General features: G+C 41.2%; 12 protein-coding genes and 2 pseudogenes. 7 read left to right on the top strand and 7 right to left on the bottom strand.

Features of this window, described 5'->3' with window-relative positions; genetic code table 11:
• Nucleotides 1-42 precede the first annotated feature (42 nt).
• Nucleotides 43-1,155, top strand: coding sequence for a transglycosylase SLT domain-containing protein (locus tag FTU06_RS04075; RefSeq protein ID WP_180113918.1), 1,113 nt, complete (start codon nt 43-45; stop codon nt 1,153-1,155).
• 76 nt (nt 1,156-1,231) lie between these two features.
• Here the strand turns inward: FTU06_RS04075 and FTU06_RS04070 are convergent, their stop codons facing one another.
• Together FTU06_RS04070 and ttcA are read right to left on the bottom strand one after the other, a co-directional pair.
• Entirely contained in the window at nt 1,232-1,615 is a 384-nt protein-coding gene (locus FTU06_RS04070; protein ID WP_078190434.1) for an SCP2 sterol-binding domain-containing protein, read from the bottom strand.
• Between the two features lie 222 nt (nt 1,616-1,837).
• Nucleotides 1,838-2,767, bottom strand: coding sequence for a tRNA 2-thiocytidine(32) synthetase TtcA (gene ttcA / locus FTU06_RS04065; RefSeq protein ID WP_168378304.1), 930 nt, complete (start codon nt 2,765-2,767; stop codon nt 1,838-1,840).
• Between the two features lie 500 nt (nt 2,768-3,267).
• On the opposite strand from ttcA, the gene FTU06_RS04060 reads away from it, so the two are divergent.
• Nucleotides 3,268-4,131 carry a lytic transglycosylase domain-containing protein gene (locus FTU06_RS04060; RefSeq protein WP_180145089.1) on the top strand — a complete coding sequence of 288 codons (864 nt, stop codon included), beginning with the start codon at nt 3,268-3,270 and terminating at the stop codon, nt 4,129-4,131.
• A gap of 133 nt (nt 4,132-4,264) precedes the next feature.
• Nucleotides 4,265-5,170 (top strand): protease HtpX, encoded by a 906-nt coding sequence (gene htpX / locus FTU06_RS04055; protein WP_078190437.1) that lies wholly within the window; start codon nt 4,265-4,267, stop codon nt 5,168-5,170.
• A gap of 148 nt (nt 5,171-5,318) precedes the next feature.
• On the opposite strand, the gene FTU06_RS04050 is transcribed toward htpX, so the two are convergent.
• From FTU06_RS04050 to FTU06_RS04040, 3 genes are all read right to left on the bottom strand, one after another.
• The gene (locus tag FTU06_RS04050) at nt 5,319-5,909 is read right to left on the bottom strand and encodes a DUF4112 domain-containing protein (RefSeq protein WP_180145086.1); all 591 of its coding nucleotides are present in this window, start codon (nt 5,907-5,909) and stop codon (nt 5,319-5,321) included.
• An 80-nt stretch (nt 5,910-5,989) separates the two neighbouring features.
• Nucleotides 5,990-7,333 (bottom strand): magnesium transporter, encoded by a 1,344-nt coding sequence (mgtE, locus tag FTU06_RS04045; RefSeq protein ID WP_180145083.1) that lies wholly within the window; start codon nt 7,331-7,333, stop codon nt 5,990-5,992.
• A gap of 213 nt (nt 7,334-7,546) precedes the next feature.
• Nucleotides 7,547-10,654 (bottom strand): multidrug efflux RND transporter permease subunit, encoded by a 3,108-nt coding sequence (locus FTU06_RS04040; RefSeq protein ID WP_180145080.1) that lies wholly within the window; start codon nt 10,652-10,654, stop codon nt 7,547-7,549.
• Between the two features lie 276 nt (nt 10,655-10,930).
• On the opposite strand from FTU06_RS04040, the gene FTU06_RS04035 reads away from it, so the two are divergent.
• The gene (locus tag FTU06_RS04035) at nt 10,931-12,118 is read left to right on the top strand and encodes a glycerophosphodiester phosphodiesterase family protein (RefSeq protein WP_180145077.1); all 1,188 of its coding nucleotides are present in this window, start codon (nt 10,931-10,933) and stop codon (nt 12,116-12,118) included.
• Nucleotides 12,119-12,172: 54 nt separating this feature from the next.
• Here FTU06_RS04035 and FTU06_RS16745 read toward each other — a convergent pair.
• Together FTU06_RS16745 and FTU06_RS04025 are read right to left on the bottom strand one after the other, a co-directional pair.
• Nucleotides 12,173-12,361 (bottom strand): annotated as a pseudogene (locus tag FTU06_RS16745) (hypothetical protein); the annotation flags it as partial.
• Between the two features lie 84 nt (nt 12,362-12,445).
• Nucleotides 12,446-13,225: pseudogene (locus FTU06_RS04025) on the bottom strand (MBL fold metallo-hydrolase); the annotation flags it as partial.
• Nucleotides 13,226-13,597: 372 nt separating this feature from the next.
• On the opposite strand from FTU06_RS04025, the gene FTU06_RS04020 reads away from it, so the two are divergent.
• From FTU06_RS04020 to lon, 3 genes are all read left to right on the top strand, one after another.
• Nucleotides 13,598-13,972: a diacylglycerol kinase gene (locus tag FTU06_RS04020; protein ID WP_168378310.1), complete on the top strand. Its 375-nt coding sequence runs from the start codon at nt 13,598-13,600 to the stop codon at nt 13,970-13,972.
• 307 nt (nt 13,973-14,279) lie between these two features.
• Entirely contained in the window at nt 14,280-14,867 is a 588-nt protein-coding gene (locus tag FTU06_RS04015; protein ID WP_180026669.1) for a 5-formyltetrahydrofolate cyclo-ligase, read from the top strand.
• Nucleotides 14,868-15,014: 147 nt separating this feature from the next.
• Complete coding sequence (gene lon, locus FTU06_RS04010; protein WP_180145074.1) at nt 15,015-17,441, top strand: endopeptidase La; 2,427 nt, start codon at nt 15,015-15,017, stop codon at nt 17,439-17,441.
• Nucleotides 17,442-17,679 lie beyond the last annotated feature (238 nt).

The following is a 17,679-nucleotide window of genomic DNA, read 5'->3' as shown; positions in this document are numbered from 1 at the left end:
CCTTTGCTTTTTAGGGCATAAATTACTTGTAGCGGAGACAACATGCACAGTAGTTCAACTTCTGGGTCGAGGCTTTGCCTTAACTCTTTTAACTCTCTCCCATTTAAAGCGCTTGCACTCAGTACTGTCTTAATTCCTTTTCACAGTATTAATGCCAGCAAAACAGCTCATCAATATGATGCTGTCGTCAACAGTAATAAACTCACTGTTGTTGCCGTTGCCAATCCTGACATTGTTTTTCAGGATGGTAAACATCGACATGGTTTTGGTTACGACCTTGCACGTAACTATGCAGAAAGTTTAAATGTCCAATTAGATTTTAAAACAGTGAACGACAATGCCACTGCTTTAAAAATGGTTGCCAAAGGTCAAGCTAATTTTGCTATGACCACTGCCGGAATGAGTACCATTGAAGCCAAACACTTGACTTCATTTTCAGCCAGTTGTGGTGATACCGTTTCTTTGAAAAAAAATGGTTTAAACAGCAACTTAAACTGGGTATTTAAAAATGCAGATGATCCACTCAGCCAAACCGCAAGTGGTTTTATTTGCCGAGCCAAACAAAATGGCGCAATTGGACAGTTGGCATCGTTCTACAACCGTAATGTGGTCAAACAAGATTCTTGGAATGTGATTCAACGTGATTTAAGTAAACGTATGCCGATCTATAAGGCTAGTTTTAAAAACACGGCCAAGCAATATGATCTTGACTGGCATTTATTGGCAGCGATTGGTTATCAAGAGTCTTACCTCAAACCTGACTCGGTATCCCCGACGGGTGTTCGTGGCATTATGATGCTGACCAACAGTACAGCAAAAGCAATGGGTGTGAGCAACCGTACAGATGCGACGCAAAGCATTCAGGGCGGTGCTAAGTACTATGACCAAATGTTAAACCGTTATAGCAACATTCCCTACCCAGATCGTAATTGGTATGCCTTAGTGGCGTATAACATGGGTCCTGGTGCTGTAAGTCAGATTCAAAAGCGCATCCAAGCTCAGGGTAAAAACCCGAATAAGTGGGTGAACTTATATGCTTATCTCGACCGTAACAAAGCCAGCAATGGTCGTTATCGTCAAGCCGTGCAATATGTCACACGTATTCGTGCTTATTTGGAACATATTAAAACCACACCACAACTGGTGAATATCTAATATGCATCCATCTAACATTTACATGTGAGCGCACAAAAAAAAGCTTACCTTCGGGTAAGCTTTTTTCGTTTTAAACTTAAGCAGTTTGCTCAAGTACTTTTTTGAATAAATCTTTTTGTTCAGTACTTGGTTTTGCAGTTTGCAATGCCATCAATTGTGACATATCACCTTGTACTTTAATTTTGCCCGTCATAAATGCTTGCATCGCTGCAGCCATATCAAACTCAAGGAATACTTTACGTAACGTTTCAGCATCCATGTTCAACGTTGTTTTCGCGTTTGAAGATAAACCTTTTTTAATTGCACCACCGTCTAATGACAATTCAGTATTGCCTGCAGCGTCAGCAACCACAAGGTTAATTGCAAGATTAGCCAATGCAGGTGGTAAGTTTAAATCACCAGCTTGAGCTGTCAGAGTTTCTACAGTTGAAAACCAATCATCAGTTAAAAAAGCAGGCATGATCTTTCCTCAATTTATTTTGTTCGTGTGTGTTGCCGTTCCGGACAACATCAGTGCAAGCATATTTTGCTTGAGGCTTGTTATAGCATGATCATTTGCGAAAAGGCTAAAGTTTTTTGTACGCACCGTTCAATATTTAACTTTTTAACAACAAAATGAGAAAAATCATAAGCATAAAAAAGGCATTCCGTAGAATGCCTTTTGCGTGATGAAGTTTTCGGCTTAATCTGCCATAAACCCTAAGTTCACCATGTTAATGCGTTTGCTTTCTGGCTCACCCTCTTCAGTTGAACAACTTTCGCTATTTTTAAAGTCAAACTCGCGTTGTTCATCCAAAGCTTCGAAGTCGAATAACTCACGGTCTGCCAGTTGTGAAGGCGATACATTTTGCAATGCGCCAAAAATACTGTGTAAACGTTTTGGAAATTCTTTATCCCAAGTACGCAGCATGTCATTTAACATTGCACGTTGTAAGTTTTCCTGTGAACCACACAAGTTACATGGGATAATTGGGAACTTACGCATTTCTGCATACTTGATGATGTCTTTTTCTTCCACATAAGCCAGTGGACGAATCAAAATGTTCTTTTTATCAGAAGACAATAATTTCGGTGGCATGGCTTTTAAGCTACCGCCATGGAACAAGTTCAAGAAGAACGTCGCCAAAATATCATCACGATGATGACCTAAAGCCACTTTCGTCGCCCCAATTTCTTGAGCAAAGCCGTATAACGAACCACGACGTAAACGTGAGCACACTGCACAATACGTTTTACCTTCTGGGGTTAAACGTTTAGTAATGCTGTAGGTATCTTTTTCTAAGATGTAATACGGAATTTTGTTTTCTTCTAAATAACGTGGCAATACTTCTTCAGGGAAACCAGGTTGTTTTTGGTCAAGGTTGACCGCAACCACATCAAAATTAATCGGTGCAATACGCTTAAACTGCAACAAAATGTCGAGCAAGGTATAACTGTCTTTACCGCCTGAAATACAGACCATCACCTTGTCGCCCTCTTCGATCATTTTAAAATCACGAATGGCATGACCGACCTGACGGCGTAGCTTTTTCAATAAACGATAATACGCAGAGCTAGTTGGTAGTTCTGGTTTGAAATTAAATCCTTGTTCGGACTCAACTGGCGAGAACATAGACGAGTTAAACCTAAAAAAAAATACCGCGCAATTTTATCCGATTCGCAGACTTCTCGCATCAAAAGAATGTAATTTCCGAAAAAACTAAAAATACTGTCATGATCACGTAATCCTCAGCGCATTATTTTATACGGTCGAGTTCATTTTTTAGGCGAAACGCTTATCTTTTGGACTTTTCCACAGTTGTCCACAAAAGCTGTGGATAACTTTGTGGATTTTAAATGACTTGACAAGGTGAGCTGCCCTTATTTTAAGGCTTCTATTTAAATTGATCATTTTTTGATCATTTTATTATTACTTATTTATCAATGCTTTAGATGTGTCAAGTTATGCTCATTAAAAAAAAATAAATATTTTTTTTGATTATTGAATCATCAAAATGACTTGATTTTTACAAAGTAAAGAAGAAATCAGCCCTCGAAGCCTTTTCATCTGATTTTTTTTTGATAAACTCTATTTTAACTGTTTGGGGACAGAATTTTTTTCTTCACAATAAAATGAAAAACAATACTTGGACTTTGGGGCTGTTATTAAGTGGAAGTGTGGCTATCAGTATAGCTGCACCGAGCATTTTTGCCGGCCAAACGATTTATCAATTACGTGAAAGTAATGGCACAACACTACTGACCAATAAGCAAGGCCGCTATAGCAATCTGAAAGTCGAGAAAAAAACCTACTATCCGGACAGTAATATTCATAGTTATAGTAACTGGGGCTCAAATGAAGCATCTGTGTTGCCAAGCTATAGCCGTAATAAAAATGCCTTTGACAATATTATTAAACAAGCAGCGGCCCAACATGGTGTTTCCGAAGGTTTGATTAAAGCGGTGATGCATACCGAATCAGGTTTTAACACCAATGCTCGCTCACCTGTCGGTGCGCAAGGTTTAATGCAACTCATGCCTGCCACGGCACGTCGCTTCAATGTTTCGAATGCTTATGATCCACATCAGAACATTATGGCTGGTGCGCGCTATTTATCTTGGCTACTGAAACGTTTTAATGGTAACACCTCGCTTGCTTTAGCAGGTTATAACGCAGGTGAAGGCAATGTCGCAAAATATGGTGGCATCCCTCCTTTTCGTGAAACTCAAGACTATGTCCGCCGTGTCACTAGCCGCTACAGCAACCTATATGCTGGTAGTTTAAGTGTCTCGGGTTCGAGCAGTTCAAATAGCACTTCAAATAGTGGTCGGATTATTGCCAGTTCGGACAATTACCATGCTGCTGCCCCTACTGTAGCCAAGTCTCCAGCACGTCAAATTATTCAAACAGACAATGGTAGTTTTACCGATGCACCGTCAGGTTCATTTGCGACAGCAAATGCGTCTGCCTCAGCACGCATTTATTTCAATGAATAAAATCACTGATTTTGTAAAATTGCATCTGTTTTACTAATTTTTCCTTGAAATTTTAAGACTTTCACCTCATATTGAGTTTAATGATTTTTATTTGTAAATCAGATCATTTTTCTATAATAAGAGGATTTACCCAATGATGCGGATTGGTTTGTTCTTGCTGACCAACCTCGCGGTACTGGTTGTAGCTGGCATAATCTTGTCACTCTTCGGTGTCGGTAGTTACCACGGTGCAGGCGGCTTAAACTTAGGCAACTTGCTCGTAATCTGTTTTGTGTTCGGTATGGTGGGTTCGATGATCTCACTATTCATGTCAAAATGGATGGCGAAAAAAACCACGGGTACAGAGCTGATTGACCCTAATGCACCACGTAGCCAAGCTGAAGCATGGTTACTCAACGAAGTTGCGCAACTGGCACAACGTTCTGGTATCAAAATGCCAGAAGTGGGTATTTTCCCATCGTACCAGTCAAATGCCTTTGCAACAGGCTGGAACAAAAATGATGCTTTAGTGGCGGTTTCTACCGGTCTACTGGAGCGTATGAACAAAGATGAACTCCGTGCCGTACTCGCTCACGAAATTGGTCACGTAGCCAATGGTGACATGGTGACCCTTGCTTTGGTGCAAGGTGTAGTTAACGCCTTTGTCATGTTCTTTGCACGTGTAGCAGGTGACTTTATCGACCGTAATGTCTTCGGTCGTGAAGATGGTGAAGCACCGGGTATCGCATACTTCGTCATTACGATTGTATTAGATATTGTTTTTGGTATCGCAGCGTCTGCCATTGTGATGTGGTTCTCTCGCTACCGTGAATACCGTGCCGATGAAGCTGGTGCGCGTTTAGCAGGTAAACAAGCGATGATTTCTGCCCTGTTACGTTTACAAGCAGAATCTGAAATGCCAGATCAAATGCCAAAAGAAATGAAAGCCTTTGCAATTTCTGCGGGTCAAGAACAAGGTTTCAGTTTAGCTGCATTGTTCCAAACACACCCAACGATTGAACAACGCGTTGCGGCTTTACAACAATTAGATTGCCCATAATCGAGCATCTAATGTAAGTCGTAAAAAAGCCTCCCTATGGAGGCTTTTTTTGAGTCTAATTTTTTCTCAGAGCATTTACTGTTTTATCAATCACTTTTCAGTTGAACAGCCTTTCATTGCTAGCACTCAAGCCACAAATCTGTCCTATCTACAATACTCCATTGGCCTTTAACCATTGCCAAAGCAATGAACCACCCATATAAATTGCAAATATAAAGACTAATAAGAAAATCATCCCGAGTATATCTGGGATATGGATCCATATCCATGCAACCACAGGGTTGCGCCAAAAAGCAGATTGCTGTTGTTTCTCTTCTAATTTTTCATGTAAAAACGGATGTACCACATGTTGATCTGTACTGATTTGATATTCTTCACGAATGTGCGTATGTACAACATCTAAAGCTTTACGGCTCGGTCGAATAAACACATCAAAGATCGTCCCTGCAACAGGAATAAACCCCACGACAGCATCTATAACTGCGAGTTTCATCACACCATTTAATTTGGCTTGTGGTACGCCAATCTGTTTGGCCTTATAGACGGCATAGCAGGTCAAGACGAATCCTGCGATATCACCAGCGACGGGAATGGTACTCAACGCTGCATCTGCACCTACCCCTTGTCGGGTAAATGGAATCCGAACCACAGAGTCCATCATATTGGCAAACTTGGCGAGATCGCGTTCAAGGCGAATGACTTCTTGCTTTGACATTTTTTGTTTTAATGGTTCAGTCATATTTTATCCAATAAAAACCGTGTAAATCACTGAGATTAAAACATATTAGAAGTCTTCTATCTGTAGCAAAATGCTAATCTCTATAAATTGAGCAATTGTGAAGCAATCATCAAATACACCACCACGCCGGTCGCATCACAAATCGAAGTCACCAAAGGTGCAGAAGCACTTGCAGGATCGAGCTTTAACTTGTTGAGTACAAAGGGCAAACTCATGCCAATTAAACAACCGAGCAATACGATGCCCATCATACTTAAAGCCAAGACCAAAGCGACGGTTGCATCACCACGGTAGTAGCCTAAAATCGATACAGCAATGGCCATGGTTCCGCCTAGACAAAGTGCGACGAGCGTCTCCCGTCCCAACAAATAAAACCAATCTCGAATTTTTACATCCCCAGTGGCAAGCGCTCGCACCATTAAGGTTGCAGACTGTGAACCTGCATTGCCTCCACTTCCGACCAGTAAAGGCAAGAAAAAAACCAAGACGATATGTGCGGCAATAATATCTTCATAATACGAAATACCTAAACCGGACAATAAGCTGCCAAAGACCAATATAACCAACCAGAACACCCGCTTTTGATACAACTTTAAAATCGGTGCTTTCTTTATGCTCATACCTGGTTCGGTACTCACCGCACTGGCTTTTAAAAAGTCTTCAGTGGTTTCAGCCTGTACCACATCCATCGCATCATCATAGGTGACAATCCCCATCAAACGCTGGGCATGATCCACAATCGGCAAGGCCATAAAATCATATTCAGCCAATTTTCGAGCAATACTTTCTTGGTCTTCATCTATCCAGCCGGTCACCACATCTTTGCTCATCACCTGTTGAATCCGTGCATCACGATCGGCCTGCAAAATTTGCCGCAGTGAAATCACCCCTTCTAATTGAGACTGATCATTGGTGACATAAATTAAATATAGGGTTTCACGGTCATGCGGTTCATGGCGCAAGGCCTCTATGGCTTGTTGCATGGTAAAGTCAGCAGGCATACTGACATAGTCTGAGCTCATGATTGCGCCTGCAGACTCTTCTGCATATGCAGATAACGCCATTAGATGCTCTTGGGTATCTTGATCAAGTTGTTGATAAATCCGATCTTGTTCTGCATCAGTTAAACTTTTATATAAATCCGTTGCATCATCAGAATGCATATCATCAAATAGTTCAATTTGTAGACGCAGTGGATAACGTGAAATCAGCTGTCGCTGTAACTCAAAAGGGAAAAACTCAAAAACCAAGCCTTGATGGTCTAAACCTGAAAGTAACTCGATTTGATCTTCGATTGGAAATTGCTGAATTAAACGGGCCTGATCAGCGTAGTTCAGGGGCTGTAAAGCGAAAACTGCTGCTGCATAATTTTGTTGTTGCAGCAAAGCGGAAATTTCACGCTGTCTTTGTATTAAATCCGCCATTCAACTCACTCTTATTTTAATCTTTCTATGTAGAGCACATATTGAAGGATAAAAGGAAGAGTTTCAAATCTCTTCGATATGTTCTCGGTGAACGTCATTTGCGAAAGTTCTCTGTGACTATTCCCTGCCGAAAGTTTGGCGACATAAAAAAGCCACCGCGAAGTACTCAGGCTTTAACGGTGGCGTTTAGTGGAGCGATACGCTGTGCGAGGATTATTTCAAAGTTTCAGACACCGGTTTGATTTTAAAAATAGAACGGACCATCACATACATAAACGGAATAAAGATCAGCACCAAGACTGTACCGAATATCACCCCACCGAGTACGCTCACCCCAATCTCTTGACGACTGGCTGCACCTGCGCCAAAAGCAAGAACTAAAGGAACCACCCCTGCACCAAAAGCCAAAGAGGTCATCAAAATAGGACGTAAACGTAGTGCTGCGCCTTCCATTGCAGCTTCGATTACATGTTTGCCTTTTTCTTGTGCCATCGCTGCAAACTCTACAAGCAAGATCGCATTTTTACAGGACAGACCGATGGTCGTCAGCAAGGCAATTTGGAAATAGATGTCATTTGGAAAACCGGTCATGTAGCTAAACAAAATATTACCGCCTATCCCGAGTGGAATCGCACTCATGACTGCGGTCGGAATGCTCCAACTTTCATATAGGGCGGCAAGACAGAGGAAAATAAATCCAATCGAGACCAAATATAGCCAAATCGCTTGATGACTTGATTTTTGCTCTTCAAAGGATAACCCACTCCATGCCACGTCCACACCCGGCACTTGATCAACTAAAGCTTTAACATCCTGCATGGCTTGTCCACTTGAGACATTTTTGGCTGTATCCGCTTCCATTTGTAATGCAGTATAGCCCATGAAACGATTAACAACTTCTGGGCCGCCACTCCAACCAATGGTTGAAAAATTACTAAATGGAATCATTTCATTTTGATCATTTCGCACATGCCAATAGGCTAAATCTTCTGGTTTAGAACGGAATTCGGCATCTGCCTGCATCATGACGCGTTTAATACTTCCACGGTCAATGAAATCGTTGATATAACTCCCGCCCCATGCACTACTCATGGTGCTATTAATCGCATTTTGCGTTAAACCCATGGCCATCGCTTGTTTTTGATCAATATCAACTTTCAGTTCAGCTTTGTCTGGGTTAGAGCGTTTGTCTAAATTTTCGAAACTGCTAAATTGTGCAGATTTTTCTTGCAAGCTTTTAAATTGCGCATCCAGATAAGCTCGACCTTCGCCATTCATATCTCGCAGCCAAAATTCCAGACCATCGGTTTGCCCAAGACCTCTGACAGAGGAAGGCATGCTGACATTGATTTGTGCATTGTTAAATTTTTTAAAATGTTTCATAGCACGTTCACGAATCGCTTGCGCTGAATTGTGTTGTCCTGAACGTTCATCCCAATGCTTCAGTGCAATAAAGCCTTGCCCTAAGTTTTGACCCGTACCAGAAAAATTTCGTCCATAACGAATCATCACCAAATCAACATTTTGCTTTTCTTCAGTTAAAAAGTACTGCCGAATTTGTTCACCGACCTCACGACTTTTCGACATCGGTGCACCTTCTTGTAATTTAAGTTGCACACTCAAAATACCCTGGTCTTCACTAGGAATAAAACTGGTCGGCAAAGCACGATAAAACAAAGCAAATACCGTAATGAGCCCCGCAAACAAAACCACCGTCCATAAGCGATAACGAACCGTGGCTTGTGTAAGTGTCAAATATTTGGTTTTTAAAATCTCTAATTTGGCATTAAACCAAATCGCCCAGCGCTGTGGTTTCGGATTGGGTTTTAAAATTAAGGCACATAATGCAGGGGTTAAAATCAGCGCAACCATCAGTGACAAGCCCATGGCAGCCACAAGTGTGATGGAAAATTGTCTATAGATCACGCCCGTTGAGCCACCAAAGAACGCCATGGGAATAAATACAGCGGTTAATACCAAAGTAATCCCGATTAATGCCCCACTAATTTCATGCATCGACTCTATAGCCGCTTGTTTTGCTGTTAACTGTTGTTCATGCATTAAACGTTCGACGTTTTCCACCACAACAATCGCATCATCGACCAACAGACCGATGGCCAATACCAATGCAAACAAGGTGAGCGTGTTAATGGTCATGCCCAAAGCATATAAAATCGCTAAAGTCCCTAGAATCACCACAGGCACGGTAATCGCAGGTATCAGCGTTGCTCGCCAATTTTGTAAGAAGATAAACATCACCAAAACCACCAATAAAACGGCTTCGAATAACGTTTTCACCACTTCTTTAATCGATTCTTGTACAAATGGCGTGTTATCCCGTGGATAAACGATTTTATAACCGGCTGGTAATTGCTTCGTTAACTGTTCAATTTCTTGCTTAATTAAGGCTGAGGTTTCAAGTGCATTTGCCCCAGAAGCCAATGAGATCCCCATCCCTGAAGATGGATACCCGTTAATGGTATTAACTCCTGAATAATTTTCCGCACCCAATTCAACACGTGCAACGTCTTTTAAATAGACAAAACTGCCATTTCGTGCAGATTTGACAATAATATTTTCAAATTCTTCAACTGACTTTAAACGTGTACCTGAAGTGACTTTTGCATTGAGATATTGATCCGAAACACTCGGTAATTCACCTACGGCTCCGGCTGCAACCTGCGTATTTTGTGATTCAACAGCCGCACGGATATCACTGGGCATAAGGCTATATTGCTTTAACTTCAGTGGGTTGAGCCAAATACGCATGGCAAATTGCGAACCAAAAACATCGACTTCACCGATACCCTCAATTCGAGCAATGTCCTGTTCTAGATGAGTCATCATATAGTCACCAAGTTCGATATTCGAACTCTTGCCAGTCTCATCATAGAGGCCGATAACCATATGGGTATCACCCAAAGATTTATAGACATTTACCCCTTGGCGCTGCACATCTTCAGGCAGCCGATTGATTACTCCATTTATGGCATTTTGTACTTGTACTTGAGCGGTATCTGGGTCAGTGCCATTTTCAAAACTGATGCTGATCCGGCTTCGACCTGAAGAGTCGCTGCTTGAACTAAAATATAAAAGATGATCAATTCCTTTAATTTGTTGCTCAAGAACTTGTGTGACACTTTCCTCGACTGTTTCTGCTGACGCACCGCTATAACTTGCACTGACCGTAATTCGTGGTGGTGCAATATCTGGATAGCGCTCTACCGGTAAATTGAGCACAGCAAATAGCCCGAGCGCCATGACGATGATCGCCAAGACACCTGCAAAAATCGGTCGATAAATAAAAAACTTAGACAGCATCAGTCCATGTCACTTTTCAATTAATGAAATAAAATGTGTTGATTGATTTTTTCAAAAAATCTTATTGATAATCAATCACAATGTGCTTGATTACAAGCCTAGACTACATAAAAACCTTGCTTCAAGCGAAATATGTAGAAAATATGGAGAGCCTCCACTTCAGCTATTTTAGTAAATTTATGTGACAAAACCGCCTCTGTCATGAAGTCTTAGCCACTGCCCTGCAATGTATGCCTGCAACTTCATTCATTTAAATAAAAAGATGCCGAGGCAGCCATGCAAAAACAATTAACAAAACAGTTAAATCTAGCCATAACAAGCAAAGTGAAATCCTCATGGGGCGTGTCTTCACTGCTCCTTTTTAGCGTTTTTGGTTTATCTGCATGTAATTCGGATGACGATAAAACCCATGTCACCAAGCCCCCTATTTTGCCTGATACAGGTTTTGTCATTGTTGGGCATCGTGGTGCCAGTGCTTTGCGACCTGAGCATACTCTTGCCGCATATCAAAAAGCGATTGACGATGGTGCGGATTTTATCGAACCCGATTTAGTGCCAACCAAGGATGGCTATCTGGTTGCGCGCCATGAAAGTGAAATTTCAGGGACAACCAATATTAGTACGCTGTCACAATTTGAGGATCGAAAAACCACCAAAAGAATCGATGGCATCGACTATACAGGATGGTTTACAGAAGACTTTAATTTGAATGAACTGACTGAAAATGTAAAAGCACGTGAGCGTATTGCACAATATCGTCCTAATAACACTCAATATAATGATCAATACAGCATCCCGACGCTCGAACAGATCATTGAACTTGCAGATGCGCACTATAAAAAAACCGGGAAAATTGTTGGTTTATATATTGAAACCAAGCACCCAACTTTTTTTCAACAGCAAAATCTAGCCATGGAAGATCGTTTACTCACCACGCTTGCCAAATATAGTTATACACGTGATATCGCGCCTGTATATTTACAGTCCTTTGAAACCACCAATCTTAAATACTTACGTGATCAACTCACGCAAAAGAAAACCCTCAAACATGGCAAAATTATTCAATTATTAGATAGTCCAACTGCCATACCGGGTGATTTACAGCAACAAACGTCTCCACAAAATTATGCAAGCTTAGCCACTGCAGAAGGCCTAAAATCTGTTGCAAAATATGCAGATGGTGTAGGCCCAAGTAAAACTTATATCTTTTCAAACACTGAATTTAAACAAACCAGTTTTGTCAAAGATGCCCATGCTGCTGGTTTGAAAGTCCATCCTTATACGCTCAGACCTGAAAATGGTTTTTTACCTGACTATTTAAAGTGTAACTCTGTGGCGACAGAACGCTGTGATACGGGTGCGGCCAAAGAATTTGAAAACTTCTATAAAGCTGGTGTAGATGGTGTATTTGCAGATGATCCGGGACTGGCGCGCAAAACCTTAACACAACTGCAAAAGCCCTAATTTCTTTAAATAAAAAAGACGCCGAGGCGTCTTTTTTATTGTTCAACAGAAATCTTAAAGCGGCTTTGCCAAATATTCTGCGGCTGACTGCGTTGCCACTGGCTGAGGTGCTGGAGCTGTCGGAGCTGTCGGAGCTGTCGGAGCTGTCGGAGCTGTCGGAGCTGTCGGAGCTGTCGGAGCTGTCGGAGCTGTCGGAGCTGTCGGAGCTGTCGGAGCTGTCGGAGCTGTCGGAGCTGTCGGAGCTAAATTTAGCGGGTTCCAACGGAACTGACCATCATTCATTTCACTAATTTTACCAATACCCGGAAATGGTAAATGTGCAAATGCAACGAAGGTTTGCTCTTGAGCAAAACGTTTAAAAATTGCTAAACGAGTTTCACTGGCTTTGACCGGATCGACATCAAAATCGACAGATAATTTGGGTTGTTCAAACTGTAAATGATAGGAATGAACCACATCGCCGAGGATAGCAAAACTTTTAGCTTGCGATTTTAAGATAAAAGAATAATGCCCCGGTGTATGTCCAACACTCGGTAGTACTTCTAATCCATTAATCACCGAACCAACGCTAAAAGTCTTAAAACTCCGCATGGTCTGATAAGGCGCAATCGCAGCTTTAATTTTTGCAACGGTCGCTAAATAACCGTCACGTTTTTCGGCAGCTAAAGTGTTGACGGTGCTTTCACTTAACCAATACTGACTTTCTTGTTCATTGACGTAAACCGTTGCATTTGGAAACACGGCCTTGCCTTGTTTCGCAATGCCACATGCATGATCTGGATGTAAATGGGTTAAGAATACACTGCGTACACGATTAAGCTTATAGCCAGCTGCTTCAATATTTTGTGCAATAGAACCTAAGTTCGGACCAAAACAACTGGCTGCACCACTATCGACAAGACTGATGCCGCCTTGTCCATCATCAATCAGGTAGGCATTGACACTGGTTTGTATGCCTTTGCTCTGATCAACCGCAAGCTTTTGAAATAAGGCACTGACTTCTTCTGGAGTTAAGTTTTGTTTAAACAAATCAGGACTTAATTCGAGTGTCCCATCTTTTAAAGCAATGACTTTATATGCACCCACTTGGAAAGGATAAAATCCCATGGGCTGAGTCACATTCGTTTTGATTTCCGTTTGAATAACTGCCGGCTCTGCACTGACAAACTGGCTGGTTAAAAGTGTTGCTGCAAGCACAGCAAAACTAAAGTTTTTCATTGTTGACCTATATCACTTTTATTATTTCATGCAATGAAGCAAAGGCTTCAAAATTAAAAATTTTAAACGCCTGTATTGTGCCTGAAATTCAGGCAAATTTTAAGTCCAATACTGGATAAACATAGCACTAACTTGATATAGGCTTATGTAAATCATCCTAAACTTTAATGCCCAATAAAATAAAAACTGAATGCAAGAAAACTTTAAGCTTGGCATGCTATATTTTCGCCAGTTTTTAAATCTATACGCCTGTACAGTACTATGAGTGAAATTTCCCCGTTTAAAGGCAAATCTGGATTTAAACGAATTTTAAATGCAACGCAATATTCCCTCGACGGATTCAAAGCTGCTTATCAAAATGAAGCTGCATTTCGACAAATTGTCTGGATGAATATTGTGCTTATTCCTACCAGTTATTTTCTCGATGTGAGTCGTGCTGAACATGCCCTTATGGTAGTGGTGTGCTTATTTGCCTTGATAGTTGAGTTATTCAATTCTGCCATTGAAGCCGTTGTCGACCGCGTATCTTTAGACAAGCATCCACTTTCTAAAATTGCAAAAGATATGGGGAGTGCCGCTCAATTCGTTGCTTTAGCAATTATCTTTTTTACTTGGTTTATTATCCTTTTGCCTTAAATAAAGGCTGTCTCACTCTATTTGCAGGGTTATGCCCTGCTTTTTTTAATTCCTTATTTCTGTTTTTTAAGTAAAATTTACGCGTCCCTATGCACATCTACTGATCCATCGAAATAAGCCAAAAATTCAAACTATGAAATCATTGGCTTAAACAAGATTAGAGGGGGGGAAAATAGATACACATTCATTGAGCAGACCGCTTCTTAAGGACGCTTTTACAAGAAAAGATAAAACCTATTTTTTCGGACTTTTAAGCTTGAACACGTTAAAATGCCTTTGAGAATTTTGTGCTACTTTGAAATGAACCATGACTTTGAGCACCACCAGCCTTCGTAAACAACTCCGTAAGCAGCGTCGTAGCCTAAACCTATGGGAGCAACGACAAGCTGAACAACAAGTCCTACAGCGCTTAATCAGACATAGTTATTTTAAGCGCAGTCAGCATATAGGCGTTTATTTACATGCATTTGGTGAAATTCACACTCAAAAGCTTATCCACTACTGTTTTTCGCATCAAAAACACGTGTATTTACCCATGATTTGCAACATGAATCAGCAACTGGTTTGGGTTGAAATCTCACGTCATCAATACATTAGTAAACGTTTTTCTCATCACCCACTCGGTATGAAAGAACCCATGGCAAGTCGTGGGAAGCATGTTTCTCATCTTGACCTTTTAATTATGCCCTTGCTCGCTTGCGACAAGTACGGCACACGTATTGGTATGGGGGGTGGCTTCTACGATAAAACATTAGCAACAGCCCACTCTACCCCCTACCGTTTAGGACTTGGTCATGATTTTCAACTCATTCAAGACTCTTTGGTCCGAGAGGCATGGGATCAACCGCTAGATGGCTTTATTAGCCCATCTCAAACTTTAAGCTTCAAACGTTAATTTGATATTCTTGACACTGAGTTACACTTATAAATCACATATTTAGTCATTTTTTATACATTTTAATTGGCATGACCCTTGTAATTTAAAAAATACACATCACTATAAAAAACATGGCAACACCGTTGTCACTCATTAGGAGTGCCCATGTCTGAGATTATTATGAATGAAGAAAGCTTGGAAACTACAATTCCGAGCGTATTACCGCTCTTAGCGCTACGAGATGTGGTTGTATATCCTCACATGCAAATTGCACTGTTTGTGGGTCGTGAAAAGTCGATCAATGCAGTCAATGTCGCACGTGACAGTGACAATCTTGTATTCGTAGTTGCACAAAAAGATTCGCTTACAGAAGAAATTGATCACGACAATTTATATCAATACGGTACTGTCGCGAAGATTGTGCAAGTTGTGAATCATGAGAATGATGAAAACTGTATAAAAGTACTGATTGAAGGCTTATATCGTGCCAAGTTAGAAAAAATTATCGATGCCGATGATTACCTGACTGCCGAGCATTCATTAAGCCCAATGACGGTTTCTGTTGACTCAGAAACTCAGAATAATCGTGTGGAAGAATTACGCACCTTATTTGCTCAATATGCAGAAGCAAAATTGCGTAACGCACGTGAATTGATTGCAGCAGCCAATAAAATTGATGATTTGCTACAATTATTATTCTTCGTAGCAACACGCGTGCCTTTGAATATTGATGTAAAACAAAAATTCTTAGAGCATGATGAATTTGAAGCACATTTAGCTGAGCTCATGACGTATTTATTACAACAGTCAGAAGAGCAGCAAATTGAGCAAACCTTACATGATTCTGTGAAACGCCAAATGGAAAAGAATCAGCGTGAATACTTCTTAAATGAAAAAATGAAGGTCATTCAACGCGAACTTTCTGACATGAATGGCGGTGCTGAAGATGACGTTGCAGAAATTGAAAAACGTCTAGCTGAAGCCGATTTACCTGAACATGTACGTAAAAAAGCTGAAAATGAGTTCCGCAAGCTAAAAGCGATGCAACCTGCTTCAAGCGAAGCTGCTGTCGTGCGTAACTACCTAGAAGTTATTTTAGATACGCCTTGGAACAAAGCTAGCGAAGTCAGCATTAACCTTGCGAAAGCTCAAGATATTCTTGATGCCGATCACTATGGTTTAGACGACGTGAAAGACCGCATCGTGGAATACCTTGCTGTTCAATCACGTGTGAAAAAACTTCGTGGTCCAATCCTGTGCTTAGTTGGTCCTCCAGGTGTTGGTAAAACTTCACTCGGTGAATCTGTTGCCAAAGCGACTGGTCGTGAATTTGTCCGTATGGCGCTTGGCGGCGTGCGTGACGAAGCTGAAATTCGTGGTCACCGTCGTACATATATCGGTGCGATGCCCGGTAAAATTGTGCAGTCTTTGACAAAAGTTGGCGTAAAGAACCCACTGTTCTTACTCGATGAAATCGACAAGATGGCGCAAGACTACCGTGGTGACCCTGCTTCAGCATTGCTTGAAGTCCTCGATCCATCACAAAACAGTAAGTTCAATGATCACTATTTAGATCTTGATCTAGACCTTTCTGAAGTGATGTTCATCTGCACTGCAAACAGCATGAATATTCCAGAAGCTTTGCTTGACCGTATGGAAGTGATTCGTCTACCGGGTTATACCGAAGATGAAAAAGTGAATATTGCTGAACGTTACCTTGTTCCAAAAGCCATCAAGAACAACGGTCTACGTGCGAAAGAATTAACCGTTCACGAAGAAGCCATCCGCGATATCGTACAACGTTATACACGTGAAGCCGGTGTCCGTAGCTTAGAACGTGAAGTGTCTAAAATTGCACGTAAAGTGGTAAAAGAAGCAGTGAGCAAGAAAGCGAAAAATCTTCAAATTGAAGTGAATTCGAAAAATCTTCCTGACTACTTAGGCCCACACAAATTCGACTTCGGTATGGCTGAAGAAGAAGCTGAAGTGGGTCGTGTAAATGGCTTGGCTTGGACATCTGTTGGTGGTGAGCTACTAACAATTGAAGTTGCAGCAGTGAAAGGTAAAGGCAAGTTCATTACCACCGGTTCTCTTGGCGATGTCATGAAAGAATCGATCACAGCAGCGATGACTGTTGTACGTACCCGTGCAGATGAACTAGGTATTGAAGCGATTCGCTTTGAAGAAACTGATGTACACGTGCATTTACCAGAAGGTGCAACACCGAAAGATGGTCCATCTGCTGGTTTAGCCCTGACCACTGCTCTTGTTTCAGCGTTTACAGGCATTGCGATTCGTCCAGATATTGCGATGACAGGTGAAACCAGTCTGGGTGGCCGTGCAATGCGCATTGGTGGTTTAAAAGAGAAACTTCTCGCTGCTCACCGTGGTGGCATTAAGCTTGTCTTTATCCCACAAGACAACGTTCGTGACTTGGCTGAGATTCCAGACAATGTCAAAGAAGGTCTAGAAATTAAACCAGTGAAATCGATTGATGAGATTTTACCTCTAGCCTTAGTTGATATGCCTAAACCTCTTGCAAAGACACCGATTGTCAAAGCAACTGAAGGTGGCAAAGCTGCTCGTCACTAAGCGCTAGCAACTCGCAATAAATGAAAAAAGCCCTGTTTCGATAGGGCTTTTTTACATTCATGCTTTCACACTAAATATTTGAAAAATTTCATTCAAATCCTTCGCTAAGACAAGACTCAAGACAACAGCCACAACTTTTGATTGGATTACTTTTTCAAATTCGACATCAAGATCAATAATAACCCATAAGAAAGTCTTACAAAATTTGAATGCTATTACTTGAAATATCGCCCTCTAT

Source organism: Acinetobacter sp. YH12052 (assembly GCF_013419835.1).
Classification (GTDB): domain Bacteria; phylum Pseudomonadota; class Gammaproteobacteria; order Pseudomonadales; family Moraxellaceae; genus Acinetobacter; species Acinetobacter amyesii.
The sequence above is the reverse complement of the archived record's forward strand: the minus strand, read 5'-3'. Positions and strand labels throughout refer to the sequence as shown.